The 24,014-nt window shown below is 70.9% G+C and carries 26 protein-coding genes; 20 read left to right on the forward strand and 6 right to left on the reverse strand.

The genetic code is table 11. The features are described from left to right. Nucleotides 1-74 precede the first annotated feature (74 nt). The 4 genes from KF708C_RS08070 to KF708C_RS08085 all read left to right on the forward strand — a co-directional run bounded on the left by KF708C_RS08070 (nt 75) and on the right by KF708C_RS08085 (nt 3,499). The gene (locus tag KF708C_RS08070; protein ID WP_059411842.1) at nt 75-1,619 is read left to right on the forward strand and encodes a DHA2 family efflux MFS transporter permease subunit; all 1,545 of its coding nucleotides are present in this window, start codon (nt 75-77) and stop codon (nt 1,617-1,619) included. A 34-nt stretch (nt 1,620-1,653) separates the two neighbouring features. Next, a complete protein-coding gene (locus KF708C_RS08075; protein WP_059411417.1) occupies nt 1,654-1,833 on the forward strand; it encodes a hypothetical protein in 180 nt (59 codons plus the stop codon). 88 nt (nt 1,834-1,921) lie between these two features. Next, nucleotides 1,922-2,455 carry a winged helix-turn-helix transcriptional regulator gene (locus tag KF708C_RS08080; protein WP_059411418.1) on the forward strand — a complete coding sequence of 178 codons (534 nt, stop codon included), beginning with the start codon at nt 1,922-1,924 and terminating at the stop codon, nt 2,453-2,455. 87 nt (nt 2,456-2,542) lie between these two features. Next, nucleotides 2,543-3,499, forward strand: a complete 957-nt coding sequence (locus KF708C_RS08085; RefSeq protein ID WP_059411419.1) for a 2-dehydropantoate 2-reductase — start codon at nt 2,543-2,545, stop codon at nt 3,497-3,499. 7 nt (nt 3,500-3,506) lie between these two features. Here KF708C_RS08085 and KF708C_RS08090 read toward each other — a convergent pair whose 3' ends face one another. Continuing rightward, nucleotides 3,507-4,478 (reverse strand): AraC family transcriptional regulator, encoded by a 972-nt coding sequence (locus KF708C_RS08090; RefSeq protein ID WP_059411420.1) that lies wholly within the window; start codon nt 4,476-4,478, stop codon nt 3,507-3,509. Nucleotides 4,479-4,623: 145 nt separating this feature from the next. Here KF708C_RS08090 and KF708C_RS08095 point away from each other — a divergent pair, with 145 nt between their 5' ends. Continuing rightward, a complete protein-coding gene (locus KF708C_RS08095; RefSeq protein WP_197090328.1) occupies nt 4,624-5,163 on the forward strand; it encodes a carboxymuconolactone decarboxylase family protein in 540 nt (179 codons plus the stop codon). Nucleotides 5,164-5,283: 120 nt separating this feature from the next. Beyond that, on the forward strand, nt 5,284-6,291 hold the full coding sequence (locus KF708C_RS08100; protein ID WP_020203250.1) for a sulfate ABC transporter substrate-binding protein: 1,008 nt from the start codon (nt 5,284-5,286) through the stop codon (nt 6,289-6,291). 129 nt (nt 6,292-6,420) lie between these two features. Here KF708C_RS08100 and KF708C_RS08105 read toward each other — a convergent pair whose 3' ends face one another. Then, the gene (locus KF708C_RS08105; protein WP_059411421.1) at nt 6,421-7,677 is read right to left on the reverse strand and encodes a cation:proton antiporter; all 1,257 of its coding nucleotides are present in this window, start codon (nt 7,675-7,677) and stop codon (nt 6,421-6,423) included. Nucleotides 7,678-7,797: 120 nt separating this feature from the next. Further along, entirely contained in the window at nt 7,798-8,718 is a 921-nt protein-coding gene (locus KF708C_RS08110) for a LysR family transcriptional regulator (protein WP_059411422.1), read from the reverse strand. Between the two features lie 117 nt (nt 8,719-8,835). Here KF708C_RS08110 and KF708C_RS08115 point away from each other — a divergent pair, with 117 nt between their 5' ends. The 11 genes from KF708C_RS08115 (at nt 8,836) to KF708C_RS08165 (ending at nt 20,243) form a co-directional block, all read left to right on the forward strand. Then, on the forward strand, nt 8,836-9,816 hold the full coding sequence (locus KF708C_RS08115) for a tripartite tricarboxylate transporter substrate binding protein (RefSeq protein ID WP_059411423.1): 981 nt from the start codon (nt 8,836-8,838) through the stop codon (nt 9,814-9,816). Nucleotides 9,817-9,878: 62 nt separating this feature from the next. Continuing rightward, nucleotides 9,879-10,628, forward strand: a complete 750-nt coding sequence (locus tag KF708C_RS08120) for a PIG-L deacetylase family protein (protein ID WP_020203254.1) — start codon at nt 9,879-9,881, stop codon at nt 10,626-10,628. After that, entirely contained in the window at nt 10,625-11,338 is a 714-nt protein-coding gene (locus tag KF708C_RS08125; RefSeq protein ID WP_020203255.1) for a 4-carboxy-4-hydroxy-2-oxoadipate aldolase/oxaloacetate decarboxylase, read from the forward strand. The genes KF708C_RS08120 and KF708C_RS08125 overlap by 4 nt, the downstream gene beginning before the upstream one ends. 99 nt (nt 11,339-11,437) lie before the next feature. Then, a complete protein-coding gene (locus KF708C_RS08130; protein ID WP_020203256.1) occupies nt 11,438-12,388 on the forward strand; it encodes a LysR family transcriptional regulator in 951 nt (316 codons plus the stop codon). Between the two features lie 241 nt (nt 12,389-12,629). Beyond that, nucleotides 12,630-14,051 (forward strand): FAD-dependent tricarballylate dehydrogenase TcuA, encoded by a 1,422-nt coding sequence (gene tcuA / locus KF708C_RS08135; protein WP_020203257.1) that lies wholly within the window; start codon nt 12,630-12,632, stop codon nt 14,049-14,051. After that, entirely contained in the window at nt 14,038-15,210 is a 1,173-nt protein-coding gene (gene tcuB / locus KF708C_RS08140; protein WP_059411424.1) for a tricarballylate utilization 4Fe-4S protein TcuB, read from the forward strand. The genes tcuA and tcuB overlap by 14 nt, the downstream gene beginning before the upstream one ends. A gap of 53 nt (nt 15,211-15,263) precedes the next feature. Beyond that, nucleotides 15,264-16,052: a class II aldolase/adducin family protein gene (locus KF708C_RS08145; protein WP_020203259.1), complete on the forward strand. Its 789-nt coding sequence runs from the start codon at nt 15,264-15,266 to the stop codon at nt 16,050-16,052. Nucleotides 16,053-16,139: 87 nt separating this feature from the next. Further along, complete coding sequence (locus KF708C_RS08150; RefSeq protein ID WP_029043673.1) at nt 16,140-17,111, forward strand: tripartite tricarboxylate transporter substrate binding protein; 972 nt, start codon at nt 16,140-16,142, stop codon at nt 17,109-17,111. Between the two features lie 56 nt (nt 17,112-17,167). Then, on the forward strand, nt 17,168-18,070 hold the full coding sequence (locus KF708C_RS08155; RefSeq protein WP_029043674.1) for an amidohydrolase family protein: 903 nt from the start codon (nt 17,168-17,170) through the stop codon (nt 18,068-18,070). A gap of 120 nt (nt 18,071-18,190) precedes the next feature. Continuing rightward, the gene (locus KF708C_RS08160; protein WP_059411425.1) at nt 18,191-19,204 is read left to right on the forward strand and encodes a Bug family tripartite tricarboxylate transporter substrate binding protein; all 1,014 of its coding nucleotides are present in this window, start codon (nt 18,191-18,193) and stop codon (nt 19,202-19,204) included. A gap of 16 nt (nt 19,205-19,220) precedes the next feature. Continuing rightward, entirely contained in the window at nt 19,221-20,243 is a 1,023-nt protein-coding gene (locus tag KF708C_RS08165; protein ID WP_059411426.1) for a D-2-hydroxyacid dehydrogenase, read from the forward strand. Nucleotides 20,244-20,391: 148 nt separating this feature from the next. Here the strand turns inward: KF708C_RS08165 and KF708C_RS08170 are convergent, their stop codons facing one another. Beyond that, nucleotides 20,392-21,300, reverse strand: coding sequence for a DMT family transporter (locus KF708C_RS08170; RefSeq protein ID WP_059411427.1), 909 nt, complete (start codon nt 21,298-21,300; stop codon nt 20,392-20,394). A gap of 347 nt (nt 21,301-21,647) precedes the next feature. On the opposite strand from KF708C_RS08170, the gene KF708C_RS08175 reads away from it, so the two are divergent. From KF708C_RS08175 to KF708C_RS08185, 3 genes are read left to right on the forward strand one after another with little or no spacing between them, the layout of a single operon-like run. Next, nucleotides 21,648-21,827 carry a hypothetical protein gene (locus tag KF708C_RS08175; RefSeq protein WP_020203265.1) on the forward strand — a complete coding sequence of 60 codons (180 nt, stop codon included), beginning with the start codon at nt 21,648-21,650 and terminating at the stop codon, nt 21,825-21,827. Between the two features lie 60 nt (nt 21,828-21,887). Further along, entirely contained in the window at nt 21,888-22,136 is a 249-nt protein-coding gene (locus tag KF708C_RS08180; protein ID WP_059411428.1) for a GlsB/YeaQ/YmgE family stress response membrane protein, read from the forward strand. A 60-nt stretch (nt 22,137-22,196) separates the two neighbouring features. Then, nucleotides 22,197-22,694 carry a hypothetical protein gene (locus KF708C_RS08185; protein ID WP_020203267.1) on the forward strand — a complete coding sequence of 166 codons (498 nt, stop codon included), beginning with the start codon at nt 22,197-22,199 and terminating at the stop codon, nt 22,692-22,694. Nucleotides 22,695-22,826: 132 nt separating this feature from the next. On the opposite strand, the gene KF708C_RS08190 is transcribed toward KF708C_RS08185, so the two are convergent. Together KF708C_RS08190 and KF708C_RS08195 are read right to left on the reverse strand one after the other, a co-directional pair. Beyond that, complete coding sequence (locus KF708C_RS08190; RefSeq protein ID WP_059411429.1) at nt 22,827-23,216, reverse strand: VOC family protein; 390 nt, start codon at nt 23,214-23,216, stop codon at nt 22,827-22,829. Between the two features lie 77 nt (nt 23,217-23,293). Next, nucleotides 23,294-23,974, reverse strand: a complete 681-nt coding sequence (locus KF708C_RS08195; RefSeq protein WP_020203269.1) for a GntR family transcriptional regulator — start codon at nt 23,972-23,974, stop codon at nt 23,294-23,296. Nucleotides 23,975-24,014: the final 40 nt, after the last annotated feature.

A 24,014-nucleotide genomic window follows, 5' to 3' on the forward strand; every position in this document is an offset into this window, starting at 1 on the left:
AATCCGGCACCGCTGCCGGGCAGCCCGCGCCGGTCCGCCCGCCCGCGGGTTTGCCGGACTTCTCGCCGGCGTCGATGACCACCGGCGCCAAGGTGTTCGCCTTCGCCACCATGTGCGTGGGCATGTTCATCGCGCTGCTCGACATCCAGATCGTCTCGGCCTCGCTGCGCGACATCGGCGGCGGCCTCTCGGCCGGCACCGACGAGACCGTGTGGGTGCAGACCAGCTACCTGATCGCGGAGATCATCGTGATCCCGCTGTCGGGCTGGCTCGCGCGCGTGATGTCCACGCGCTGGCTGTTCGCGGCGTCGGCGGCGGGCTTCACGCTGACCAGCCTGCTGTGCGGCATCGCCTGGAACATCCAGAGCATGATCGCCTTCCGCGCCATGCAGGGCTTCCTGGGCGGCTCGATGATCCCGCTGGTGTTCACCACCGCGTTCATGTTCTTCGGCGGCAAGCAGCGCGTGATCGCCGCGGCCACCATCGGCGGGCTGGCCTCGCTGGCGCCCACGCTCGGGCCCACCGTGGGCGGCTGGATCACGGACCACTTCTCGTGGCACTGGCTGTTCTTCATCAACCTGGTGCCGGGCATCTTCGTCATGGTCGCGGTGCCGATGTACGTGCGCGTGGACCGGCCCAACTGGTCGCTGGTGCGTGGCGCCGACTACCTCGGCATGACGCTGATGGCGCTGTTCCTCGGCTGCCTCGAATACACGCTGGAAGAAGGCCCGCGCTGGGACTGGTTCGGCGACGACACCATCCGCGCCACGGCCTGGATCGCCGCGCTGGCCAGCGTCGGTTTCGTGTGGCGCAGCCTGACCTACGCCAACCCGGTGGTGGACCTGCGCGCGCTCAAGGACCGCAACTTCGCGCTCGGCTGCTTCTTCTCGTTCATCGCCGGCGTGGGCATCTTCGCCACCATCTACCTCACGCCGCTGTTCCTCGGCCACGTGCGCGGCTTCAGCGCGCTGCAGATCGGGCTGGCGGTGTTCTCCACCGGCGTCTTCCAGGTCATGTCGATTCCGGTCTACGCCTTCTTCGCCAACCGCGTGGACCTGCGCTGGCTGCTGATGGTCGGGCTGGCCTGCTTCGCGTTCTCGATGTGGCAATTCGCGCCGATCACCAGCGACTGGGGCGCCGAGCAGCTGATGCTGCCGCAGGCTTTCCGCGGCATGGCGCAGCAGTTCGCGGTGGCGCCGGTGGTCACGCTGACGCTGGGCGCGCTGCCGCCGGAGCGGCTCAAGCTGGCCTCGGGGCTGTTCAACCTGATGCGCAACCTGGGCGGCGCGATCGGCATCGCGGTGTGCGCCACCATCCTCAACGACCGCACCAACCTGCATTTCCTGCGGCTGGCCGAGCATCTCAACGCCGGCAACGAGGCAATGGCCGCGCTGCTGCAGTCGGCCGGCAGCAGCATGGCCGCCTGGGGCTTCGACCCGGCCGGCGCGCAGTCGGCCGCCGTCAGGCAACTGTGGACGCTGGCCTACCGCGAGGCGCAGACGCAGAGCTTCGGCGACGTCTTCGTCGCCATCATGGCCTGCTTCGTCATCGCCACCGCGATGGTGCCGCTGATGCGCAAGGTGGCGCCACCGAAGGCGCCCTCGGCCGATGCGCACTGAACCCGGGCCGGCCTTGCCGCCGTGGAGGACAACCATGCTCGTTCGCCATCTGGCCGCGCTGGCCGGCGCGGCGCTGCTGACCGCGGGGGCGGCCGGCGCCGCCACCGAGGCGCCACCGGACAGCAGCCTGGCCTGTGCCCGCGCCGACAACATGTACTGCCGCGTGCCGCCGCGGCCCGGCGCGCGGCCGGCAGGCGACATGAAGGCGACATGAAGGAGACAGGAAGGCGGCATGAGCGGGCGTGGCCGGCGGTTTGGCTATCATGGTGAAAGTATCGTGATGCCGAACGGAGCCGCCGACCATGCAGAGAAAGACCTTCAGGAACATGCAATGCCCCATCGCCCGCGGGCTGGAACGGGTCGGCGAGTGGTGGAGCATGCTGCTGATGCGCGAGGCGTTCTACGGCACGCGCCGCTTCGACGACTTCCAGAAGAACCTGGACATCGCCCCCAACATGCTCACGCGCCGGCTCACCGCGCTGGTGGAGGAGGGGTTGCTGGCGCGGTGCCAGTACTCGGAGAAGCCGCCGCGCTACGAATACGTGCTGACCCCGGTGGGACGCGATTTCCTGCCGGTGCTGCTGGCCATGCTGACCTGGGGCAACAAGCATTTCGCGCCGGAAGGGGCGAGCGTGGAAGTGGTCGACAAGGCCACTGGCAAGGTGGCCGAGCCGGTGCTGGTGGATGCCGGCACCGGCGAGCGCCTCGATTTCGCGCGGTACACGCTGGCGCCCGGGCCGGCGGCGGCGGAGGGCACGCGCAGGCGGCTTGCCGCCGCGCAAGGGTTCTTGTCGGGCGCCGGGCCGGCGCCGGACGATGTGGCAGGGCAGGCCTAGCAGGCGCCGCGGCGGACAGGCGCGGCGCCCGCCCGGCCTGCCGTGCATTTTGCTGGTTTCACTTATTTCATCGAGGCGGGAGACGTCATGAAAATTCTGGTCCTGGGCGCGGGCGCGATGGGCGGCTACTACGGCGGCCGGCTGATGCAGGCGGGCGCGGATGTCACATTCCTGGTGCGGCCGCGGCGCGCCGAAATCCTGGCCCGCGACGGCCTCGTGGTGCGCAGCGAGCTGGGCGACATCCGCACCCCGGTGAAGACGGTGCAGGCCGCCGGGGTGCGGCCCGGCTACGACCTCGTGCTGCTGGCCTGCAAGACCTATGACCTCGACAGCGCCATGCAGGCGCTCGATCCGGCGCTGGACGGCGGGGGCGGCGATGGCGGCAAGGCCGCGGCCATCCTGCCGCTGGTCAACGGCCTGCGCGCCTACGAGACGCTGGACGCGCGCTACGGCCGCGCGCGCGTGCTGGGCGGCGTCTCCTACATCGCCACCACGCTGGATGCGTCCGGCACCGTGATCCACCAGGGCCCCGGCGACCGCCTTGTGGTCGGCGCGCGCGCCGAGGCGGCGCAGCCGCTGGCGCGCGCGTTCCACGAACTGGCGGCCGCCACGCCCGGCACGCGCGAGCTGTCGGCGGACGTGGACCAGGCGCTGTGGAACAAGTGGGTGATGATCGCCTCCGGCGCGCTGATGACCTGCCTGATGCGCGGCACCGTGGGCGAGATCGTGCGCACCGACGACGGCCGCGCGCTGATGCGGCAGGCGATGGACGAATGCGCCGCGGTCGCGCGCCTGTCGGGCCACGCGCTGCCCGAGCCGGTGGGCAAGGCGATGCACGAGCGGCTGCTGGACGCCGGCTCGGCCTGGGCCGCCTCGATGATGCGCGACATCGCCCAGGGCGCGCCGCGCCTGGAGGCGCGCGACATCGTCGGCGACATGGCCGACCGCGCCGGGCGCCTCGGGCACGCGGTGCCGCTGGTGCGCACCGCCTACGCGCATCTGCAGGTCTACGAGGCCCAGCAGGCCCGCCGCGCCGCCGGCTGAAGACCGCCTAGCCGGCCGCCGCGGCCTGCGCGGCGGCGGCCGCGCGCCGCTCGCGCGCGGCCAGCCGGAACGCGCCCGGCCCCACGCCGAAATATGCCTTGAACGCGCGTCCGAAGGCCGCCTCCGAGGCATAGCCGCATTGCTCGCCGATGCTGGCCGCCGATTCGCGGTCCAGCGTCAGCAGGCGCGCCGCCATTTCCATGCGCAAGGTGGTGACGAACTGCAGCGGCGTCTCGCCGCTGAGCTGCGCGAAGCGCCGCGCGAAGGTGGCGCGCGACACGTTGCACACCTGCGCCAGCGACGCCACCGACCACGGCTCGGCCGGCGCCGCGAGCACCGCGTCCACGGCGCGCGCCAGGCGCGCGTCCGCCATCAGGGCCAGCAGGCTGTGGCTCGCGCCGCCCTGCGCGATCAGCGCGCGCAGCAGCAAGGTCAGCAGCGCCGTCGACAACTGCCCGATCACCGCCGCCGCGCCCGGCTCGGGCGCCTGCGCCTCGTTGCGCATCATGCCGATCAGGGCCGCCAGCCACGCGCAGTCGGCGCGCTGCGCGGTGGCGATGCGCAGCACCGGCGGCAGGTGGCGCAGCAGCATGGTGCCCGGCAGGCCCAGCACGAAGGTGCCGCACAGCATGTCGAGCCCCGTGTCGTCGCCGGGGATCGACAGCTCGGTCAGCAGGCCGTTGAAGCGGGCCTGCGGCGCGGCCGTGGCGGCAGCATCGGCACCGGCACCGGCACCGGCGCGCAGGCTGCGCAGCGTGTGCGCGTTGCCGTGCGGGAACAGCAGCACGTCGCCGGCATCCAGCTGCAGCGCCTCGCCGCCCACCTGCGCGTGCGCCTGCCCGCCCAGGATGATGTGGTACGGCAGGTGCCCCGGCGGCGCGGCCGCGTTCTCCACGCGCCAGATGCCGGCGAAGTGGCAGTGCAGGTCCACGGTGCCGGCGGGCGCGAGCATGCGGACCAGTTCCGTCAGACTGTCCATGATCGGGTTCGGTTGAGACGATAAGGCAAGATAATGCGACGATTATATGCGGTAAAGGACAGTTTCGGCGCCTAGACTTCGGGTCATGGATGCAGCGCGCACAAATGCCGCGCGGTCCATCAACCAACCCGCAAAGGAGTCCATCATGTCCCGTCTTCACACCATCGGCGCCGCCGAAGCCACCGGCCAGACCGCCGAACTGTTCGCCGCCATCAAGAAGGCCGTCGGCAAGGTTCCCAATGCCTACCTGACCATCGGCAGCAACGCGCCGGCCGTGCTGGCCAACGTGCTGCAGACCGGCGCGCTGCTGCAGAAGAATTCCACGCTGAGCGCGCGCGAAGTGGAGGCCATCAACCTCGCCGTCAGCGAAGCCTCGGCCTGTGACTATTGCGTGGCCGCGCACACCCTGACCGGCAAGATGGCCGGCTACAGCGCCGAGCAGACCCGCGAGCTGCGCGCCGGCGCCTATGCCGAGGACGGCAAGATCGACGCGCTGGTCCGCTTCGCGCTGACCCTGGTCAAGACCAGCGGCACGCTGCCCGCGGGCGCCGTGGACGCCGTGCGCGCCGCCGGCTACACCGACCGCCAGATCGTCGAGAGCATCCAGGCGGTGAGCGCGATCCTGTTCACCAACATGTTCAACCGCGTCAACGACACGGTGGTGGATTTCCCCAAGGTGGCGTGAGCGGGGCGGGGAGGGCCGGCGGCCCTCCCGTCCCGGGCGGCTATCGACATGCGGAATGCTTCGTTTCACCGCGGCCCGCCGCTGTGGAGAATGGTGGATCCTTCCACTCGTCCGCCCGCCATGCCAACGATCCTGCCTCGCCTTCTCGCCGCCAGCCTGCTGGCGGCCGCCGCGCTTTCCCCGCTTGCCGCGCAGGCCGACACGGCCATTCTCAACGCCGGCTACGACGTCACCCGCGAGCTGTACCGCGACATCAACCCCGGCTTCATCGCCAGCTGGAAACAGGCCACCGGCGAGACCGTGGTGGTCAACCAGTCGCACGGCGGCTCGAGCAAGCAGGCGCGCTCGGTGGCGGACGGGCTGGACGCGGACGTGGTGACGATGAACCAGGAGACCGACATCGACATCCTGGTGCAGCGCGGCGTGGTGGCGCCGGACTGGAAGAAGCGCCTGCCCGACAACGCCGCGCCGTACTACTCCACCATCGTGTTCCTGGTGCGCAAGGGCAATCCCAAGCGCATCCTCGACTGGGACGACCTCGGTCGCGCCGGCGTGCAGGTGATCGTGCCCAATCCCAAGACCTCGGGCAACGGCCGCTACACCTACCTCGCGGCGTGGGGCGCGGCCATCCGCAAGGGCGGCGGCGAAGCGCAGGCGCGCGAGGCGGTGACGCGGCTGTTCCGCAACGTGCCGGTGCTCGACACCGGCGGGCGCGGCGCCACCACCAGCTTCACGCAGCGCCAGCTCGGCGACGTGCTGGCCACCTTCGAGAGCGAGGTGCACCAGATCCGCAAGGAACTCGGCGACAGCTTCGAGGTGGTCTACCCGAGCCAGTCGATCATCGCCGAGGCGCCGGTGGCGGTGGTCGACAAGGTGGTGGACAAGCGCGGCACGCGCAAGGTGGCCACGGCCTACCTGCAGTACCTGTGGTCCGACGCCGGCCAGGAGGTGATCGCCAGCCAGTTCTACCGGCCGCGCGCGCCGGCGGTGCTCAAGGCGCACGCGGCGCAGTTCCGCCCGATCACGCTGTTTACCGTCAATGACGTGTTCGGCAGCTGGGCGCAGGCGCAAAGCCGGCACTTCGCCGACGGCGGCGAGTTCGACAAGATCTACCAGGGCCGGCAGTAAGCCGCCCGACGCCCCGAATATCAACGGGGTTTTCTCCCCTCTCCCGCTTGCGGGAGCGGGGACGGGGGAGAGGGCCGGCGGCGCTAGGAAGCAAAGCCGCCGCGCCCCGCCCGCCCCCGCATTCCCCCGCTACCGCGGCGCATTCAACCCGTTGCGCGCATTCAGGTGCTTGACCAGCTTGCCCAGCGTGGTGGCCTGGATCAGCAGGCTGAACACCACCACCAGGTAGGTCACGCCGATCAGCATCTCGCGCCCGTGGAACTCGGGCAGCGACAGCGCCAGCGCGATCGAGATGCCGCCGCGCAGCCCGCCCCAGGTCATGATGGTGGCCGAGTGCGGGTTGAGCCGGCGGAAGTTCTGCAGCGCCAGCAGCGGAATCGCCACGCTGATGGCGCGCGCGATCAGCACCACGGGAATCGCTGCCAGTCCCAGCCAGACGATATGCAGGTGCAGCGACAGCGCGATGATCTCCAGCCCGATCAGGCCGAACAGCACCAGGTTGAGCAGCTCGTCGAACAGGCCCCAGAAGTTGAACAGGTGCTCGCGCGTCTTCTCCGACATCGAGGTGGCGGCGCCGTGGTTGCCGATCACCAGCCCCATGATGACCACCGCCAGCGGCGCGGACACGTGCACCAGCTCGGCCAGGCTGTAGCCGCCGGTGGCCAGCGCCAGCGTGATGAGGATCTCCACCGGATAGCTCTCGATGCCGCGCAGCAGCAGCGAGGCGCCGTAGCCGAGCGCCGCGCCCAGCACCAGCGCGCCCAGCACTTCGCGCACCAGCGCCGTGGCCACGTGCGCGGCGGAGAATTCGGTGGCGCCGGTGGCCAGGCCCACCAGCGTGAGGAAGGCCACCACCGCGGTGCCGTCGTTGAACAGCGACTCGCCGGCGATCTTGGTTTCCAGGCTTTCCGGCGCGCCCGCGCTCTTGAGCACGCTCAGCACGGCGATCGGGTCGGTGGGGGAGATCAGGGCGCCGAACACCAGGCACCACAGCAGGCTGATGGGGTGGCCGAGCCACTGCGCCACGTAATAGAAGCCGGCGCCCACGGCGGCGGTGGAGATCACCACGCCCACGGTGGCCAGCAGCAGCACCGCGCGGCGCTGGCGGCGCATGCGCGAGAGGTCGACGTGGAGCGCGCCGGCGAACAGCAGCAGGCTGAGCAGGCCGTGGAAGACCACGTCGGAGAAATCGATCTGGGCCACCAGCTTGCGGGCCTGGGCGACCATTTCGGGATGATTGAAGCCGAGCACGGAGACGCTCAGGCAAGTCACCAGCCCGACGGCGGTGATGCCCAGCGTGTCGGGCAGCTTGATGAAGCGGTAGTTGATGACGCCGAAGATGGCGATGAGGGTGAAAAGGGCGCCGGTCCCTTGGAATACAGTCATGCGAGGGGGTCTCCTGCCTTACAGGCGTTGCGAGATGGATGGGATCGCGCGCGGACGCGCCATGTGTATTCTATGCCACATCGTTGACAGGATCGTGGCAGCGCCCGGCGCGCGCCGGGGTCAGGCGCCCACGTCGAAGAATGCCAGGAACCGGCGCATGATCGGCGACAGCGCGCCCGCGCGGTGCGCCACCAGCACCCGGCTGCCCGCGTCCGGGCCGGCCAGCGCGCGGTACGCCACGCCCGGGATGCCGGTGCGCGCGTAGATCTCCGGCAGCACCGAGACTCCGGCGCCGCTGGCCACCAGGCCGATGATGGTGGTGGCCTCGCGCGCCTCCTGCGCGATGCGCGGCGCGAAGCCGGCGCGGTTGCACAGCGTGGTCACGTGGTCGAACAGCCCGCAGCCCAGCCCGCGCGGAAACAGCAGGAAGGGCTGGGCGGACAGTGTGCCGAGGTCCAGCCCGGCCGCCTCGTCTGCCGCCTCGTTCGCCGCCTGCGGCTGCGCCGCCGCGTGCGCGGCGGGCAGCACGGCGACCAGCCGGTCCGCCAGCACCTCGTGCACGGTGATGCTGGGCGGCGGGTAGAACTGCGGCGACGGACGCAGGAAGCCGACGTCGATCTCGCCCTTCTCCAGCCCCTGCAACTGCTGCCCGGTGGACATGTGCACCAGCTCCAGCGTGGCGCGCGGATGGCCGAGGCGGAAGCGCTGCACCGCGCGCGGGAAGGCGTCCTGCATCGGCACGGAAGCGGTGAAGGCCACGCGGATCTCGCCGGCCTCGCCGGCGGCCACCTGCTTGACCACCTCGCGCGCCTGCTCCAGGTTGCCCAGCGCCGCGCGCGCCTTGTCCAGGAACAGCGTGCCGGCGGGCGTGAGCGCCACGTGGTGGCGCGAGCGGTCGAGCAGGGGGCTGCCCAATTCGTCCTCCAGCGCCTTGATCTGGGTGCTCAGCGGCGGCTGGCTGATGTGTAGCTTGCGCGCGGTCTCGCTGAAGCTCAGCGCTTCGGCCACGGCGACGAAATAGCGGAGTTGGCGGAAGTCCATAGGTGGGTTAGTTATATCGTCCCAGAATAACAAGCGGCTTGAAAACGTATTGGACACTATCACAACGGGTGCCCAGAATGCGTGCAAACGATTTCAACCGACCCACAGGAGACAAGAATGCTGCGTCGATCCTACCTCGCCGGCTTGCTGGCCACCGCGCTGTCGCTGGGCGCCGTCGCCACCAGTGCCGCCGCCGCCGAAACCTATCCCGCCAGGCCCATCCGGCTGGTGGTGCCCTACGCGGCGGGCGGCGCGGTGGACATCGTCGCGCGCTCGGTCGGCCAGAAGATGAGCGTGCTGCTCAAGCAGCCGGTCATCGTCGACAACCGCCCCGGCGCCAGCACCAATATCGGTCTGGACATGGTGGCCAAGGCCCAGCCGGACGGCTACACCATCATGATGGCCTCCAACAGCCTGGCCACCAACGCCGCGCTGTTCGCCAAGCTGCCGTTCGACCCGGCGCGCGACTTCACGCCGGTGGCGCGCATCGGGCAGGCCTCGCTGGTGCTGGTGGTGCCGGCCAAGTCCGGCATCGCCTCGCTCAAGGGCCTGGTGGCCCAGGCCAGGTCCCAGCCCGGCAAGCTCAGCTACGCCTCGGCCGGCAACGGCAGCTCCGGCCATCTCGCCGGCGAGCTGTTCAAGGAAGCGGCCCGCATCGACGTGCTGCACGTGCCCTACAAGGGCGGCGCGCCGGCCATCACCGACCTGCTCGGCGAGCGCATCTCCTTCATGCCGATCAATCCGCTCGAAGTCATCACGCATATCCGCGCCGGCACGCTGCGCGCCATCGCGGTGGCGAGCGACCAGCGCACGCCGCTGCTGCCGGACGTGCCGACCTCGCGCGAAGAGGGCCTGCCGGGCTTCACCGCCTCGGTGTGGTGGGGGCTGGTGGCGCCGGCCAGGACGCCGGCGGCCATCGTGCATGAACTCAACGCCGCGGCCAACACCGCGCTGGCCGACGCCGACGTGCGCAAGCAGCTCGCGCAACTGGGCGTGACCATCCTGCCCGGCACGCCCGAAGCCTTCGGCCAGTTCGTGCGCAGCGAGACCACGACCTGGAACGGCGTGATCCGCAAGGCGGGCATCACGGCCGACTGACCACGCCCCGGGCGCGGTCCGCCGCGCCCGGCGCAAGCAACACGATTCAACGGGAAACACCCATGTCCACGCCCCTCTCCGACACCCAAGCCCAGGCCCGCCGCCCCGCCATCCTGGTGGTCAGCGCGCACGCCGCCGACTTCGTCTGGCGCGCCGGCGGCGCCATCGCGCTGTACGCCGAGCGCGGCTACCACGTCAACATCGTCTGCCTGTCCTTCGGCGAGCGCGGCGAATCCGCCAAGATGTGGCGCCAGCCCGGCATGACGCTCGAGCGCGTCAAGGCCGCGCGGCGCGAGGAAGCGCAGCAGGCCGCCGACATCCTCGGCGCCACCCTGACGTGCTTCGACCTCGGCGACTACCCGCTGCGCGTGAGCGACGCAGCGCTGCTGCGCCTGGCGGACATCTACCGCGAGCTGCGCCCCGAGCTGGTCATGAGCCACTCGCGCGAGGACATCTACAACTTCGACCACCCGCTGGCCACCCACGTGGCGCAGGAAGCGCGCGTGATCGCCCAGGCGCACGGCTACAAGCCCGAGGTGCCGGTGATCGGCGCGCCGCCGGTGTTCCTGTTCGAGCCGCACCAGCCCGAGCAATGCAACTGGAAGCCCGACGTGCTGCTCGACATTTCCTCCGTATGGGAGAAGAAGCAGCGCGCCTTCGCCACGATGGCGGCGCAGGAACACCTGTGGGAGTACTACACCCGCGTGGCGCTGCAGCGCGGCGCGCAGGCCACGCGCAACTCGGACCGCAAGGTCAAATACGGCGAGGGATACGCGCGCGTGTTCCCGCAAGTCTCGGAGACCCTGGCATGAAGACCATCGCCTATCGCCATATCCTGCGCGCCGACGCGGCCGACATCGATGCGCTCGGCAGCGCCGGCGTGGCCACCGCGCACGAGGCGCAGCGCCGCACCGGGCTGATGAAGCCCTATCTGCGGCCGGTCCAGTCCGGCGCGGCGATCGCCGGCAGCGCCGTGACGGTGCTGATGCATCCCGGCGACAACTGGATGATCCACGTTGCGGTGGAGATGGTGCAGCCCGGCGACGTGCTGGTGGTGGCGCTGGTCAGCGACTGCACCGACGGCCTGTTCGGCGACCTGCTGGCCACCTCGCTCAAGGCGCGCGGCGCGCGCGGGCTGGTCATCGACGGCGGCGTGCGCGACGTGGCCACGCTCAACGCCATGAACTTCCCGGTGTGGTCGCGCGCGGTCTCGGCGCAGGGCGCGGTCAAGGAAACGGTGGGCGCGGTCAACGTGCCGGTGGTCTGCGCCGGCGCCCACGTGCGTCCCGGCGATGTGATCGTGGCCGACGACGACGGCGTGGTGGTGGTGCCGCGCCCGCAGGCCGCGGCGACCGCCCGGCTCGCCGCGGCGCGCGAAGCCAACGAGCTGGCCAAGCGCGCCACGCTGGCCGCCGGCGTGCTGGGCCTGGACATGTACAAGATGCGCGAGGCGCTGGCCGCGAAGGGGCTGGTCTATTCGGACCAGGCGGTGGACTGGTACAGCGGCTTCGACGAGGCCTGAGCCCCGCATGGTCCAGGCGCCGCCCGCCCGCGCCGCGGGCGGCGTCCCCGATTCTGGTATAAGCAACGCAGACGATTTTCCGGGCCTCGGGGGAGCCAGATGGAACTGCGCCAGCTTCAATACTTCGTGCGGGTGGTCGAACTCGGCAGCATGAGCCGCGCCGCGCTCGACCTGGACATGGTGCAGTCGGCCATGAGCCAGCAGATCAGCCGGCTGGAAAGCGAGCTGTCCACCCGCCTGCTGCGCCGGACCACGCGCGGCGTCACGCCGACCGAGGCCGGCCTGGCCTTCTTCCGCGAGGCCCAGCTCGCGCTGCGCCACGCCGAGCAGGCCAAGCGCGCGGCCCATCACGCGCGCCTGTCCGGCACGGTCAGCGTGGGCCTGGCGCCGACCACCGCGTCGATGGTCGGCGTGCCGCTGATGCGCGCCATGCGCGAGCGCTATCCCGACGTGCGCCTGCACATGGTGGAGAGCCTGTCGGGCCACCTCGGCGCCATGCTCAACGCGCGCCAGCTCGACCTCGCCGTGCTGTTCGATACCCACGTGGCGCGCCGCTGGAGCGTGATGCCGCTGCTGGAAGAAACCCTGTTCCTGATCCGCTCGCGCAAGGCCCTGCCGGCCGGCGCCGAGGCCGGCCTGCCCACGCGGCTGCGCATGGCGCAGCTGCAGGACGTGCCACTCATCATGCCGACCGGCCTGCACGGGCTGCGCAGCACGCTGGACGCCGCTTTCGCGCGCGCCAAGATCGTGCCGCAGGTGGTGCAGGAAGTGGATTCGCTGGCCATGCTGATGGACGCGGTGGACCTGGGCTTCGGCGGCACGCTGCAGCCGTGGGCGGCGGTGGGGCGCTATGCCGACGCCACCGAGCGCTTCCACCTGGCCGAGATCGCCGACCCCAAGGTGCGGCGCCAGAACGTGCTGTGCAGCCTGTCGGACGACGAGCTGTCCCCGGCCGCGCTGGCGCTGCGCGTGGTGCTGGCCGACTGCGCGCGCGAGCTGGTGCGCTCGGGCGCCTGGCGCGGCGCGCGGCTGCTGGGGCCGGAGGGCTGAGGGCGGGGCTCGGCGCATTTCGGCGGATCCCGGCGGATCCCGGCGGATCCCGGCAGGGCGGGCAGCCCCCGAGGGGTATCACGAATCGTGATGCCCCCATGCCGCCACCGGCCTTAGCAGGCGGGCGCGCCGCCGGTACAGTGCGGGCTACCCCACGAGAAGACCGCATTGTGTTCCTGATTACACCAACCCGGAAGCCCCTCCCGTCGGCTTCCCGCCGTGCCGCCGGAGGCGCGCGGCCATGATCGACGTCCTGGTCATCGGTGGCGGCAACGCCGCCCTGTGCGCCGCCCTGATGGCGCGCGAAGCCGGCGCCAGCGTGCTGCTGCTCGAAGCGGCGCCGCGCGAGTGGCGCGGCGGCAACTCCCAGCACACCCGCAACCTGCGCTGCATGCACGACGCGCCGCAGGATGTGCTGATCGAGGCTTATCCCGAGGAAGAATACTGGCAGGACCTGCTCAAGGTCACTGGCGGCATCACCAACGAGCACCTGGCCCGCCTGACCATCCGCGCGTCCTCCACCTGCCGCGACTGGATGCGCAAGCACGGTGTGCACTTCCAGCCGCCGCTGTCGGGCGCGCTGCACGTGGCGCGCACCAACGCCTTCTTCATGGGCGGCGGCAAGGCCCTGGTCAACGCCTATTTCCGCAGCGCCGAGGCGCTCGGCGTGCAGGTGCGCTACAACGCGCCGGTGGACGCCATCGAGATGGACGGCGACCGCTTCGTGGCCGCGCGCATCGGCAGCGAGCGCATCGAGGCGCGCAGCTGCGTGCTGGCCGCCGGCGGCTTCGAGTCCAACCGCGAATGGCTGCGCGAAGCCTGGGGCCAGAACGCCGACGGCGAATGGCCGGCCGACAATTTCCTGATCCGCGGCACGCGCTTCAACATGGGCGTGCTGCTCAAGCACATGATCGAGTCGGGCGCGGACGCCATCGGCGACCCGTCGCAGTCGCACTGCGTGGCCATCGACGCGCGCGCGCCGCTGTACGACGGCGGCATCTGCACGCGCGTGGACTGCGTCTCGCTGGGCGTCATGCTCAACCGCAACGCCGAGCGCTTCTACGACGAGGGCGAGGACTTCTGGCCCAAGCGCTACGCCATCTGGGGCCGGCTGGTGGCCCAGCAGCCCGGGCAGATCGGCTACTCCATCATCGACGCCAAGGCCGTGGGCCGCTTCATGCCGCCGGTGTTCCCCGGCGTGCGCGCCGACACGCTGCCGGAACTGGCGCGCCTGCTCGGGCTGGACGAAGCCACCTTCGTGCGCACCATCGAGGCGTACAACGCGGCCTGCCGCGTGGGCAAGTTCGACCACACCGTGCTCGACGACTGCCACACCGAGGGCATCTCCCCGGCCAAGACCCACTGGGCGCGCCCGCTCGACACCGCGCCGTTCTACGGCTACGCGCTGCGCCCGGGCATCACCTTCACCTATCTCGGCCTGAAGGTAAACGAGCACGCCGCCGTGCACTTCGGCGGCAAGCCCAGCGACAACCTGTTCGTGGCCGGCGAGATGATGGCCGGCAACGTGCTGGGCAAGGGCTACACGGCGGGCGTGGGCATGGCCATCGGCACCGCCTTCGGCCGCATTGCCGGCACCCGGGCCGCCGCCGCCGCGCGGGGCCTGCGCAACGACATCCAGGAAGACCAGCATGCAACATCTTGAAGCGCTGACGCGCGAAGCGGCGGCGCTGGCCGAGGGCGCGCTGCCGCTCACCGGCGACGAGGCCGAGGTCGGCCGCATCATGCAGATCTGCAACGCCTGCCGCTACTGCGAAGGCTTCTGCGCCGTGTTCCCGGCCATGACGCGCCGGCTCGAGTTCGGCAAGGCCGACATCCACTACCTGGCCAACCTGTGCCACAACTGCGGCGCCTGCTACCACGCCTGCCAGTACGCGCCGCCGCACGAGTTCGGCGTCAACGTGCCGCAGGCGATGGCCAAGGTGCGCGTGCAGACCTACTCGGACTACGCCTGGCCGGCCGCCTTCGGCGGGCTGTACCGCCGCGCCGGGCTGGCCACCGCGCTGGCGCTGGCCGGCGGCCTGGCGCTGTTCCTGGTGATGGTGCTGGCCGCGCGCGGCAGCCTGCTGCACGCGCCGCTGGCCGGCAACTTCTACGCCATCTTCCCGCACAACCTGCTGGCGGCCATGTTCGGGCTGGTGTTCGGCCTCGCCATCGTGGCGCTGGGCGTGGGCGTGACGCGCTTCTGGCGCCGCGTGACGCCGGGCGAGCTGGCCGGCGAGGCGCGCGGCGCGGCCATCGGCGGCGCCGCGCACGACGCGCTGCGGCTGCGCTACCTCGACGGCGGCCACGGCGAGGGCTGCAACAACGCCGACGACGCCTTCACCCTGTGGCGCCGCCGCTTCCACCATTTCACGTTCTACGGCTTCATGCTGTGCTTCGCCGCCACGGCGGTGGCCACGCTCTATCATTACCTGCTGGACCTGCACGCGCCGTATGCGCTGACCAGCCTGCCGGTGCTGCTCGGCACGGCCGGCGGCATCGGCCTGCTGATCGGCACGGCGGGGCTGCTGCGGCTCAACCTGGCGCGCGACCCGAACACCGGCGACGCCGCGCAGAAACCGATGGACCGCGGCTTCATCGCGCTGCTGTTCCTCACCAGCGCCACCGGCCTGGCGCTGCTGGCCTGGCGCGACACCGGCGCGATGGCGCTGCTGCTGGCCCTGCACCTGGGCGTGGTGATGGCGCTGTTCCTGACGCTGCCCTACGGCAAGTTCGCGCACGGCATCTACCGCAGCGCCGCGCTGCTGAAATGGAATATCGAAAAACGCCGGCCGAGCAATCTCGCGCTCGGCTCGGACTGAAGTCGCCCCCGAACCCCGACTGAAACGAATACCGTATCCACAAGGAGATCCCCATGAACAAGCCCGGCGTGCTCACCATTTCGTCGATGCGAGACCAGTGCAGCGAAGCCGAATGGCAGGCGCGCGTAGACCTGGCCGCGTGCTACCGGCTGGTGGAGCTGTACGGCATGGCCGACATGATGGCCAACCACATCTCGGTGCGCGTGCCGGGCGAGGAGGGCGCCTTCCTCATCAACGCCTACGGCATGATGTACGAGGAAATCACGGCCTCCAGCCTGATCAAGGTGGACCATGCCGGCACCATCCTCGCCAAGCCGGACTTCGGCTCGCTCAACTACGGCATCAACAAGGCCGGCTACGTGATCCACAGCGCCGTGCACGAGGCGCGCCCCGAGGTGGCCTGCGTGATCCACACCCATAGCTGGGCCTCGATGGCGGTGTCGTCGCTCGACTGCGGGCTGCTGCCGCTCACGCAGACCGCCATGCGCTTTCTCAAGATCGGCTATCACGAGTACCAGGGCGTGGTGCTGGACACCGCCGAGCAGGCGTCGCTGATCGCCGACCTCGGCACCGGCGAGGCCATGATCCTGCGCAACCACGGCGCGCTGACCGTGGGCAACACCGTGGGCGAGGCCTTCAACTGGATGCACCGGCTGGAGCTGGCCTGCCGCGCGCAGATCGGCGCGATGTCGTGCAATACGCCGCTGCGCGAGGTCGGCGCCGACGTGCTGCAGGAAACCTGGAACAACTACCAGCCCGGCACCCGCCGGCCTTATGGCGTGATGGAGTGGCCGGCGCTGCTGCGCAAGCTCGACCGCCTCGACCCGAGCTTCCGCGACTGAACACGGCCGCCCCCCGGCCGTGACCGCTGTCCCCCCAGCGGCAGCGCGTGAAGACAAGAGCAGAAAACGGAAACGGAGACAGACAAGATGAACAGACGACGCATGCTGGCCCAGGCGCTGGCGCTTGGCGCCGCGCCCTGGATCGCCGCCACCCGCGCGCAGGCGATGCCCAACAAGCCGGTGACGCTGGTGGTGCCGTTCGCCCCCGGCGGCAATCTCGACGTGGTGGCGCGCGCGCTGGCGCCGGCGCTGGAGCAGTCGCTCGGGCGCAACGTCATCGTCGACAACCGGCCCGGCGCCGGCGGCGTGCTGGGCGCGTCCGCGGTGTCGCGCGCGGAGGCCGACGGCAGCACGCTGCTGGTGACCACGCCCAACGCCATCGTGGTGCTGCCGCGCATGACGCGCACCGCATTCAGCCTGGCCAGCTTCCAGCCGGTCGGGCTGGTCTCCACCACCACGCTGGTGATCGTGGTCAAGGGCGGCGACAAGCGCTTCGCCGACGTGGGCGCGCTGCTGGCCCATGCGCGCGCCAATCCCGGCAAGGTCACCGCCGGCCACGCCGGGCCCGGCACCACCAACCACGTGGCCGCGCTGCAACTGGAGCAGGCCGCCGGCATCAAGCTCAACACCGTGCCCTACAAGGGCTCGGCGCCCGCGCTGATGGACCTGATGGGCGGGCAGATCGACATGGTGGTCGACCAGCTCACCAGCTCCGCGCCCCATATCCAGTCCGGCGCGCTGCGCGTGCTGGCGGTGATGTCGCGCGAGCGCGATGCCACCCTGCCGAAGGTGCCGACCCTGCGCGAATCCGGCCTGCCCGGCTTCGAGGCGACCACCGCCACCGGCCTGCTGGCCCCGGCGGGCACGCCGGCCGCCACCATCGAGACGCTCAACGCGGCGCTGCGCAAGGCGCTGGCCGAGCCGAGCGTCAAGAGCCGCCTGCTGAACGTCGGCAGCGTGGCCCAGAGTTCGTCGCCGCAGGAACTGCTGCAGACGCTGCAGCGCGAGGATGCGCGCGCGCAGCAACTGGCGGCATCCGGCCGGCTCAAGGCGGAATGACGCGCAGCACGCGCCCGCCGCACATCGATCAACACGACAGAGAAGCCGTCCCCGCCATGACCAGACCCTGCCTGCCACCGCTTGCCAACCACGCCGAGCCGGCCTTCCGCGCGCCGCCCGGCGCCTGCGACAGCCATGCCCACGTGTTCGGCCCCTACCAGCGCTTTCCGCTCGCCGCCGAGCGCAGCTACACCCCGGCCGAGCATCCCGCCGCCGACTTCATCGCCCATCTCGACCAGCTCGGGCTGACGCGCGGCGTGCTGGTCACGGCCAGCGCCTGCGGCACCGACAACGGCAGCGTGCTGGAGGCTCTGCGGCTCTACCCCGAGCGGCTGCGCGGCATCGCGGTGCCGGCGCCCGACACCAGCGACGCCGAGCTGGACCGCTGGCACGCGGCCGGCATGCGCGGCGTGCGCATCAACCTGTACCAGGTCGACGGCCACGCGGTGTACCGCAACGGCGTGGGGCTGGAGGTGCTCGAAGCGCTCGCGCCGCGGCTGGCCGAGCGCGGCTGGCACGCGCAGATCTGGATCCACGCGCCCGACCTGCCGGCGCTCGCCCCGCGCCTGCGCGCGCTCGGCGTGCCGCTGGTGATCGATCACATGGGCCGCATGTCCACCGCGCGCGGCGTGGGCGATCCCGGCTTCCAGGCGCTGTGCGCGCTGCTGGCCGAAGGCGCGGCATGGACCAAGATCTCCGGCGCCGACCGCCTGAGCGCCGCGGGCGCGCCCTACGGCGATGTCGATCCGTTCGCCACCGCGCTGCTCGCCGCCAACCCGGAGCGCGTGGTGTGGGGTTCCGACTGGCCGCACATCAACTACTTCGAAGCCGGGCAGGTGCCAGACGACGGCACGCTGTTCAACCTGCTGGCGCGCTGGCTGCCCGACGCCGCGGCGCGCGAGCGCGTGCTGGTGAGCAACCCGGCGCGGCTCTACGGATTCGACGGCGCGCCCGCCTGACGGCTGCCCGGCGCGTAGCGCTCATCACCCGGCGCCGCCAGCCCAGGCCGGCGCCGGTCACGAACAAGAACATGGCGGACGCGGGCGCGTCCCGGCCCGGCCGCCCATCGGAGACCCGACATGCCTCGTTTCGCCCCCTCGCCCTCGCCCTCGCTGCCGTTGCGCCTCGCGCGCGCATGCGCGCCGCTCGCCGTGCTTGCCTGCGCGCTGGCCGGCGCCGCCCACGCCCAGCCGGCCGGCGCCGACTATCCGACCAAGCCGGTGCGCATGGTGGTGGCGTTCACCGCCGGCGGCACCACCGACATCCTCGCGCGCAGCGTCGCCCAGTCGCTGGCGCAGCGCTTCAAGCAGTCCTTCGTGGTGGACAACCGGCCCGGCGCCGGCGGCAACATCGGCACCGAGGCCGTGGTGCGCTCGCCGGCCGACGGCTACACGCTGCTGGTCGATTCGGTCGGGCCGATCTCCATCAACCAGACGCTCTACAAGAAGCTCAACTACGATCCGCTCACCGACCTCGTGCCGGTGGTGCAGATCGCCGACGTGCCCAACGTGCTGGTGGTGCACCCCTCGCTGCCGGCCAGGAGCTTCGAGGAATTCATCGCCTACGCCAAGGCCAACCCGGGCAAGCTCAACTACAGCTCCACCGGCGTGGGCACCTCGTCGCAGCTCTCCAGCTTCATGCTGACGCAGCGCGTCGGCACCGAAGCCACGCATATCCCCTACAAAGGGGCCGACGCGCTCAACGACCTGCTGTCCGGCAGGGTACAGTTCATGTTTGCCACCATCCCCTCGGTCATTGCCCATATCAAGGCCGGCAAGCTGCGGGCGCTGGCGGTGAGCAGCGCGCACCGTTCGAAGTCGCTGCCCGACGTGCCGACGGTGGCGGAGAAGGGCTTCCCCGGTTTCGAGGCCGGATCGTGGTTCGGCGTGTTCGCGCCCAAGGGCACGCCCAGGGCGGTCATCGACAAGCTGAACCAGGCGGTCAACGAAGCCCTGCCGTCGCTGCAGGCGCAGATGGTGCGCGAAGGGGCGGACCCGGTGGGTGGCTCGCCCGAGCAGTTCGGGCAGTTCACCCGCAAGGAATACACCAAGTGGAAGGTCGTGGTCCATGATTCCGGCGCTTCCATCGACTAACGCTATGTAGGTTGCAATGAACCATCCATCCGGCGGGCAAGGCCCGCGCATCCTGATGTCGGAACAAGCTCTGCGGCAGTACGGCGCGGACATCGGCGCCGCGCTCGGCGGCCACTTCGTGCCGGTGGCGCTGCCGGCCGGCGACGGCCCGCATGGCGGGCCGGACGCTGCATTGGACGCCGACATCGCCTTCGTCTCGCGCGACGTCACCGGGCTGTCCACCAAGCACGAGATCCTGCCCGCCACGCGGCGCTTCTACGACGCCATGCTGGCCAGCCCCTCGCTGCGCTGGACCCACACCCATTCGGCCGGCGCCGACCGCGCCGTGTTCGGCGAGCTGCGCGCGCGCGGCGTGCAGGTGACCACCTCGTCCGGCGCCAATGCCGGCGTGGTGGCGCAGACCGCGCTGGCCGGGCTGCTGGCGCTGGCGCGGCATTTCCCGCAGATGCTGGCGGCGCAGGGCGAGCGCCGCTGGGCGCCGCTGATCGGCTCCGGCCTGCCGCGCGACATCGCCGGGCAGACCGCGACCATCGTCGGCTGGGGCCCGATCGGGCAACTGCTGGGCAAGCTGCTGCACACGCTGGGCATGCACGTGGTGGTGGTGCGGCAGAGCGCCGCCTCCGCCGGGCCGGACTACGAGACGGTCGCATTCGAGGGCGTGCGCGGCGTGCTGCCGCGCACCGACTGGCTGCTGCTGGCCTGCCCGCTCACGCCGCAGACGCAGGGGCTGGTGGACGCCGCCGCGCTGGCGCTGCTGCCGGATGGCGCCCGGCTGGTCAACGTCGCGCGCGGCGAAGTGGTGGATGAAGCCGCGCTGATCGCGGCGCTGCGGTCCGGCCGCCTCGCCGGCGCCTACCTGGACGTGTTCGCGCACGAGCCGCTGCCGGCGGACTCGCCGCTGTGGACCATGCCCAACGTCATCGCCACGCCGCACAGCGCGGGCTTCTCCGATGGCAACGCCGCGCGCGTGGCGGGGATCTTCATGGACAACCTGCGGCGCTGGCAGGCGGGGGAAGCGTTGCGCAACCTCGTCGGCTGACCGGCGGGAAGTGAAAGACAACGGCGCCCGCGAGGGCGCCGTTTTTCTTGTTGCCGGCGCCCGCAACAGCGAAGACCATCACGCCGCGCAGACGCCAGGCACCAACGCACGGCGAGCATCCCCGCACGCCCGCATCCCCGAGACACAATCACCGCCGGTTGGCCAGCCAGATGCCGCCGACGATGGCCGCCAGCCCCGCCGCGTGGAACCAGCGCGGCCAGTCGCCGAGCAGCGCGCTCGACATCAGCGCGGCGAACACCGGCGTGAGCGTGAAGAAGAACACCGGCAACTGCGCGCCGGCGCGCGCGATGGCGCGGTCCCAGGCGAAGTAGCCGAGCAGCGACGGCACCGTGGCCACGTACAGCAGGATGGCGGCCACCTTGGCGTCCAGGTGCAGCGGCGCGTGTGTCGCCGCCAGTTCCCACGCCGCGAACGGCGCGCTGGCGAGCACGCCGGCCACGATCTGGCCGAACAGCAGCACCGCCAGCGGCAGGTCGGGGCGGCGCTTGCGCAGCAGCCAGGTGTAGGCGCTCCAGGTGACGGTGGCGGCCAGCATGAACAGGTCGCCCGGCACGAAATCGAGCTGCGCGAGCCGCGCGGGGTCGCCGCGCAGCAGCACCACGCCCACGCCGGCCAGGCAGAGCAGGGCGCCCGCCACGTGCCAGCCGCGCACCCGCTCGTGGAAGAACAGCGCGCCGATGATGAGCAGGAAGATCGGCGCCGAGGCCCCGATCAGCGTCACGTTGATCGGCGACGAGGTGGTCAGCGCGAGGTACTGCATCGCGTTGTAGACCGACACCGACAGCATGCCCATCGCGGCGATCACGCCGGCGTGCCGCTTCAGCGCGGCGGCGTGCAGCCGCACGTCGCGCCACACGGCCGGGGCCAGCAGCAGGCCGGCCAGCGCCCAGCGCGCGAAGTTCAGCGTGACCGGCGGGATGGCGCCGGCGGCGTAGTGGCCGACGATGGCGTTGCCGGCCCAGCTCAGGGGCGGGAAGGTCAGCAGGCCGAGGGTGGTCCAGTCGAGGCCGGCCTTGCCGGCGGCGGTAGCGCGCATATGAGGGTTGTCGTCCTGTCGGTGTTCTTGTTCTTGTCTTGTTTCTGGCTTATTTTTGTCTTGTTGCCGTGCCGGCGCGGGCCCGGACGCGTGTCCGTCTCCTTGTCTCCTTTTTTCCCCGCGCGCCGGGCATTATGCCGCAGCGCGATTGCAAACGATTGTCAGGGGCATGCCGCGTGCGGCTGCCATGCGCTAGTCTCCATGCGTGCCGCGCGCCGGCCGGCGCGCCCGGGAAAAGTGCCGGATACGAACTGTTACACGGACGCGCCGGCCGGCTGTCAACACCGCAAACCGGCGGGCCGTTTTTACAGGCAACGCGCAAGCCGCGCGCCTACCTGGAGATTGCAATGAAAAAGGTTCTCGCCATCGTGACCCTCGCGCTCTTCGCCGCCGGCGCCTACGCGCAGGCACCCGCCGCCGAGGCGACCAAGGAGCCGGTCAAGGTCGAAAAGAGCGCGCACAAGAGCAAGGCGCACGGCACCAAGCATACCAAGGCCGCCACGCCGGCCAAGCCCGCCGCGCAGTAATGCGGCGTTCCGGAATGCGCCCCGCCGCGGGGCGCATTCTTCATCCAGCCCCCTGACCTCATGCACCTGATCTGGACGATTCTCATCGGCTTCGTGGCCGGCCTCGTGGCGCGCGCCATCACTCCCGGCAGCGGCCCCAGCGGCTTTTTCCTGACCGCCGCGCTCGGCATTGCCGGCGCGCTCGCCGCCACCTTCCTCGGGCAGCTCCTGCACTGGTATCGCCCGGGCCAGTCCGCCGGCTTCATCGGCGCGGTGGTCGGCGCGGTGATCCTGCTGCTCGGCTATCACCTGATCGCGCGCAAGGGCTGAAGCCAGCCCGCGCCGCATTCCTTCCAAGCCATACCGACAACCCAAGAACCGGATCCGATCATGAGCCTGATGGACATCCTGCAGAACGCAGCCGCCGCCCTCGGCGGCAACCCCGAGCAACAGGTGGACCACATCGCCCAGAACGCGCCGCCGGGCGCGCTCGGCGAACTGCTGGCCGGCGCGTTCCGCTCGGACCAGACGCCGGCCTTCGGCAACATGGTGGGCGAGCTGTTCGGCCAGTCGAACGGCGCGCAGCAGGCCGGCATGCTCAACCAGATGCTGGCCCTGCTGGGCCCGGCCGTGCTGTCCGGCGCGGCCGGCGGCGTGCTGGGCAAGGTGATGGCGCCCGGCGCCACGCAGGTCACGCCCGAGCAGGCCAGCCAACTGACGCCGGCGCAGGTGCAGGAGATCGCCGCCCACGCCGAGCAGGCGCATCCGGGCGTGGTCGACCAGATCGCCGGCTTCTACGCCGAGCATCCCACGCTGGTGAAGACCATCGGCAGCGCCGCGCTGGCCATCGCGCTGGCCAAGTTCCGCGAGCACCAGCAGCAGGCCTGAGCTGCGCCGGCTTCGGCCGGTGCCGGCCGGCGCGTGCTGCCCGTCACGCTGCCTTGCTGCCCTCTCCCGTGAAGTGGGAGAGGGCAGCAAACCTTGTCTCGCGGTAAATCGCGTGCCGCGCAAGCCGGGCAACTAAAAGCCGCCCGGCTGCGGCTCCCTCGCATCGAAATCGAGCTCGATCCTGGCGCCGTTGGGATCGTGCAGGAACAACTGCCACAGGCCGGAGCCCGCCTGCCGCCCGAGCGTGAACGGAATGCCGCGGCGGCGCAGGTCGCCCGTGTATTGCTCCAGGCCGGTGGCGGTGAAGGCCATGTGGTCCAGCACGCCGGCCGCGGGCGCCGGCAGCGCATCGGTGGCGACGAGGTGCACGATGGGCGCGCCACCGGCGTACAGCCACGCGCCCGGGAACGAGAACGGCGGGCGCGGGCCGGTCTCGAAGCCCAGCACCTCGCGGTAGAAAGCGACGCTGTCTTCGAGGGCGTCGGTCAGGACGGTGAAGTGGTTCATCCCGGCGATCGGCATGTCTTGCTCCTGTTCTGCTTCTTGTGCTGCCCGACCGACGCGGCGCGATGCCGCCGCGCATGGCCGGCCCGGCCGTGTCAGACCGATTCTTCTTCCCGCGACGCCATCCAGTCGAGCAGTACCGTCTTGCCCCACTGGATGTCGTCGCCGATCGCCGCCGATACCGTCTTCGGGTCCTTGCGGGCGAGGCCGTCGAGCACGCGGTAGTGCGGGTGCTCTTCCAGGCTTTCGCGGCTGGCCTGCAGCTCCGTGTGGAAGATATGCAGCAGCGGCCCCATGCGCACCCACATGCTTTCCACCACCGCGAACAGGTTGGGCAGGTGGGACGCGGCGAGCAATTCGAAATGGAACTTGCGGTTCAGCCCCGCCGCCTCGCGCGGGCTGGCCGACACCGCCTTGATGAAGGCCTCGTGCGTCCTGCGCAGCCGCGCGATCTCCTGCGGCGTGATGCGCAGCGCGGCGGCCTCGGCGGCGGCGCCTTCGAGCAGCGTGCGCATCAGCTGGATCTCGGAGACCGTGCCGGGGTCGAGCTCGGGCACGGTGATGGAGGTCGCCGCGGTCATTTCCAGCGCCTGCTCGCTCACCAGCCGGAAGATCGCCTCGCGCACGGGGGTGGTGCTGGTCCCCATCGACTGGGCCAGTTCCGCCACGCGCAAGCGCTCGCCCGGCACGTACTTGCCGCTCATCAATGCGGAGCGGATCTGGTCGTAGACGCGTGACGACAGATTGCTCTTCTCCACGCGCACGAGTTCTTTCATGACAGCCTGCCTCGGTAAGGAATGTTCAAGGACACATCAT

This window comes from Cupriavidus basilensis (assembly GCF_000876015.1).
GTDB classification, from domain to species: domain Bacteria; phylum Pseudomonadota; class Gammaproteobacteria; order Burkholderiales; family Burkholderiaceae; genus Cupriavidus; species Cupriavidus basilensis_B.

Bases quoted from the DNA above. Each gene is read 5' to 3' on its own strand.
- KF708C_RS08070 (WP_059411842.1), top strand. From the start codon at position 75: ATGACCACCGGCGCCAAGGTGTTCGCCTTCGCCACCATGTGCGTGGGC.
- KF708C_RS08075 (WP_059411417.1), top strand. From the start codon at position 1,654: ATGCTCGTTCGCCATCTGGCCGCGCTGGCCGGCGCGGCGCTGCTGACC.
- KF708C_RS08080 (WP_059411418.1), top strand. From the start codon at position 1,922: ATGCAGAGAAAGACCTTCAGGAACATGCAATGCCCCATCGCCCGCGGG.
- KF708C_RS08085 (WP_059411419.1), top strand. From the start codon at position 2,543: ATGAAAATTCTGGTCCTGGGCGCGGGCGCGATGGGCGGCTACTACGGC.
- KF708C_RS08090 (WP_059411420.1), bottom strand. From the start codon at position 4,478: ATGGACAGTCTGACGGAACTGGTCCGCATGCTCGCGCCCGCCGGCACC.
- KF708C_RS08095 (WP_197090328.1), top strand. From the start codon at position 4,624: ATGTCCCGTCTTCACACCATCGGCGCCGCCGAAGCCACCGGCCAGACC.
- KF708C_RS08100 (WP_020203250.1), top strand. From the start codon at position 5,284: ATGCCAACGATCCTGCCTCGCCTTCTCGCCGCCAGCCTGCTGGCGGCC.
- KF708C_RS08105 (WP_059411421.1), bottom strand. From the start codon at position 7,677: ATGACTGTATTCCAAGGGACCGGCGCCCTTTTCACCCTCATCGCCATC.
- KF708C_RS08110 (WP_059411422.1), bottom strand. From the start codon at position 8,718: ATGGACTTCCGCCAACTCCGCTATTTCGTCGCCGTGGCCGAAGCGCTG.
- KF708C_RS08115 (WP_059411423.1), top strand. From the start codon at position 8,836: ATGCTGCGTCGATCCTACCTCGCCGGCTTGCTGGCCACCGCGCTGTCG.
- KF708C_RS08120 (WP_020203254.1), top strand. From the start codon at position 9,879: ATGTCCACGCCCCTCTCCGACACCCAAGCCCAGGCCCGCCGCCCCGCC.
- KF708C_RS08125 (WP_020203255.1), top strand. From the start codon at position 10,625: ATGAAGACCATCGCCTATCGCCATATCCTGCGCGCCGACGCGGCCGAC.
- KF708C_RS08130 (WP_020203256.1), top strand. From the start codon at position 11,438: ATGGAACTGCGCCAGCTTCAATACTTCGTGCGGGTGGTCGAACTCGGC.
- tcuA (WP_020203257.1), top strand. From the start codon at position 12,630: ATGATCGACGTCCTGGTCATCGGTGGCGGCAACGCCGCCCTGTGCGCC.
- tcuB (WP_059411424.1), top strand. From the start codon at position 14,038: ATGCAACATCTTGAAGCGCTGACGCGCGAAGCGGCGGCGCTGGCCGAG.
- KF708C_RS08145 (WP_020203259.1), top strand. From the start codon at position 15,264: ATGAACAAGCCCGGCGTGCTCACCATTTCGTCGATGCGAGACCAGTGC.
- KF708C_RS08150 (WP_029043673.1), top strand. From the start codon at position 16,140: ATGAACAGACGACGCATGCTGGCCCAGGCGCTGGCGCTTGGCGCCGCG.
- KF708C_RS08155 (WP_029043674.1), top strand. From the start codon at position 17,168: ATGACCAGACCCTGCCTGCCACCGCTTGCCAACCACGCCGAGCCGGCC.
- KF708C_RS08160 (WP_059411425.1), top strand. From the start codon at position 18,191: ATGCCTCGTTTCGCCCCCTCGCCCTCGCCCTCGCTGCCGTTGCGCCTC.
- KF708C_RS08165 (WP_059411426.1), top strand. From the start codon at position 19,221: ATGAACCATCCATCCGGCGGGCAAGGCCCGCGCATCCTGATGTCGGAA.
- KF708C_RS08170 (WP_059411427.1), bottom strand. From the start codon at position 21,300: ATGCGCGCTACCGCCGCCGGCAAGGCCGGCCTCGACTGGACCACCCTC.
- KF708C_RS08175 (WP_020203265.1), top strand. From the start codon at position 21,648: ATGAAAAAGGTTCTCGCCATCGTGACCCTCGCGCTCTTCGCCGCCGGC.
- KF708C_RS08180 (WP_059411428.1), top strand. From the start codon at position 21,888: ATGCACCTGATCTGGACGATTCTCATCGGCTTCGTGGCCGGCCTCGTG.
- KF708C_RS08185 (WP_020203267.1), top strand. From the start codon at position 22,197: ATGAGCCTGATGGACATCCTGCAGAACGCAGCCGCCGCCCTCGGCGGC.
- KF708C_RS08190 (WP_059411429.1), bottom strand. From the start codon at position 23,216: ATGCCGATCGCCGGGATGAACCACTTCACCGTCCTGACCGACGCCCTC.
- KF708C_RS08195 (WP_020203269.1), bottom strand. From the start codon at position 23,974: ATGAAAGAACTCGTGCGCGTGGAGAAGAGCAATCTGTCGTCACGCGTC.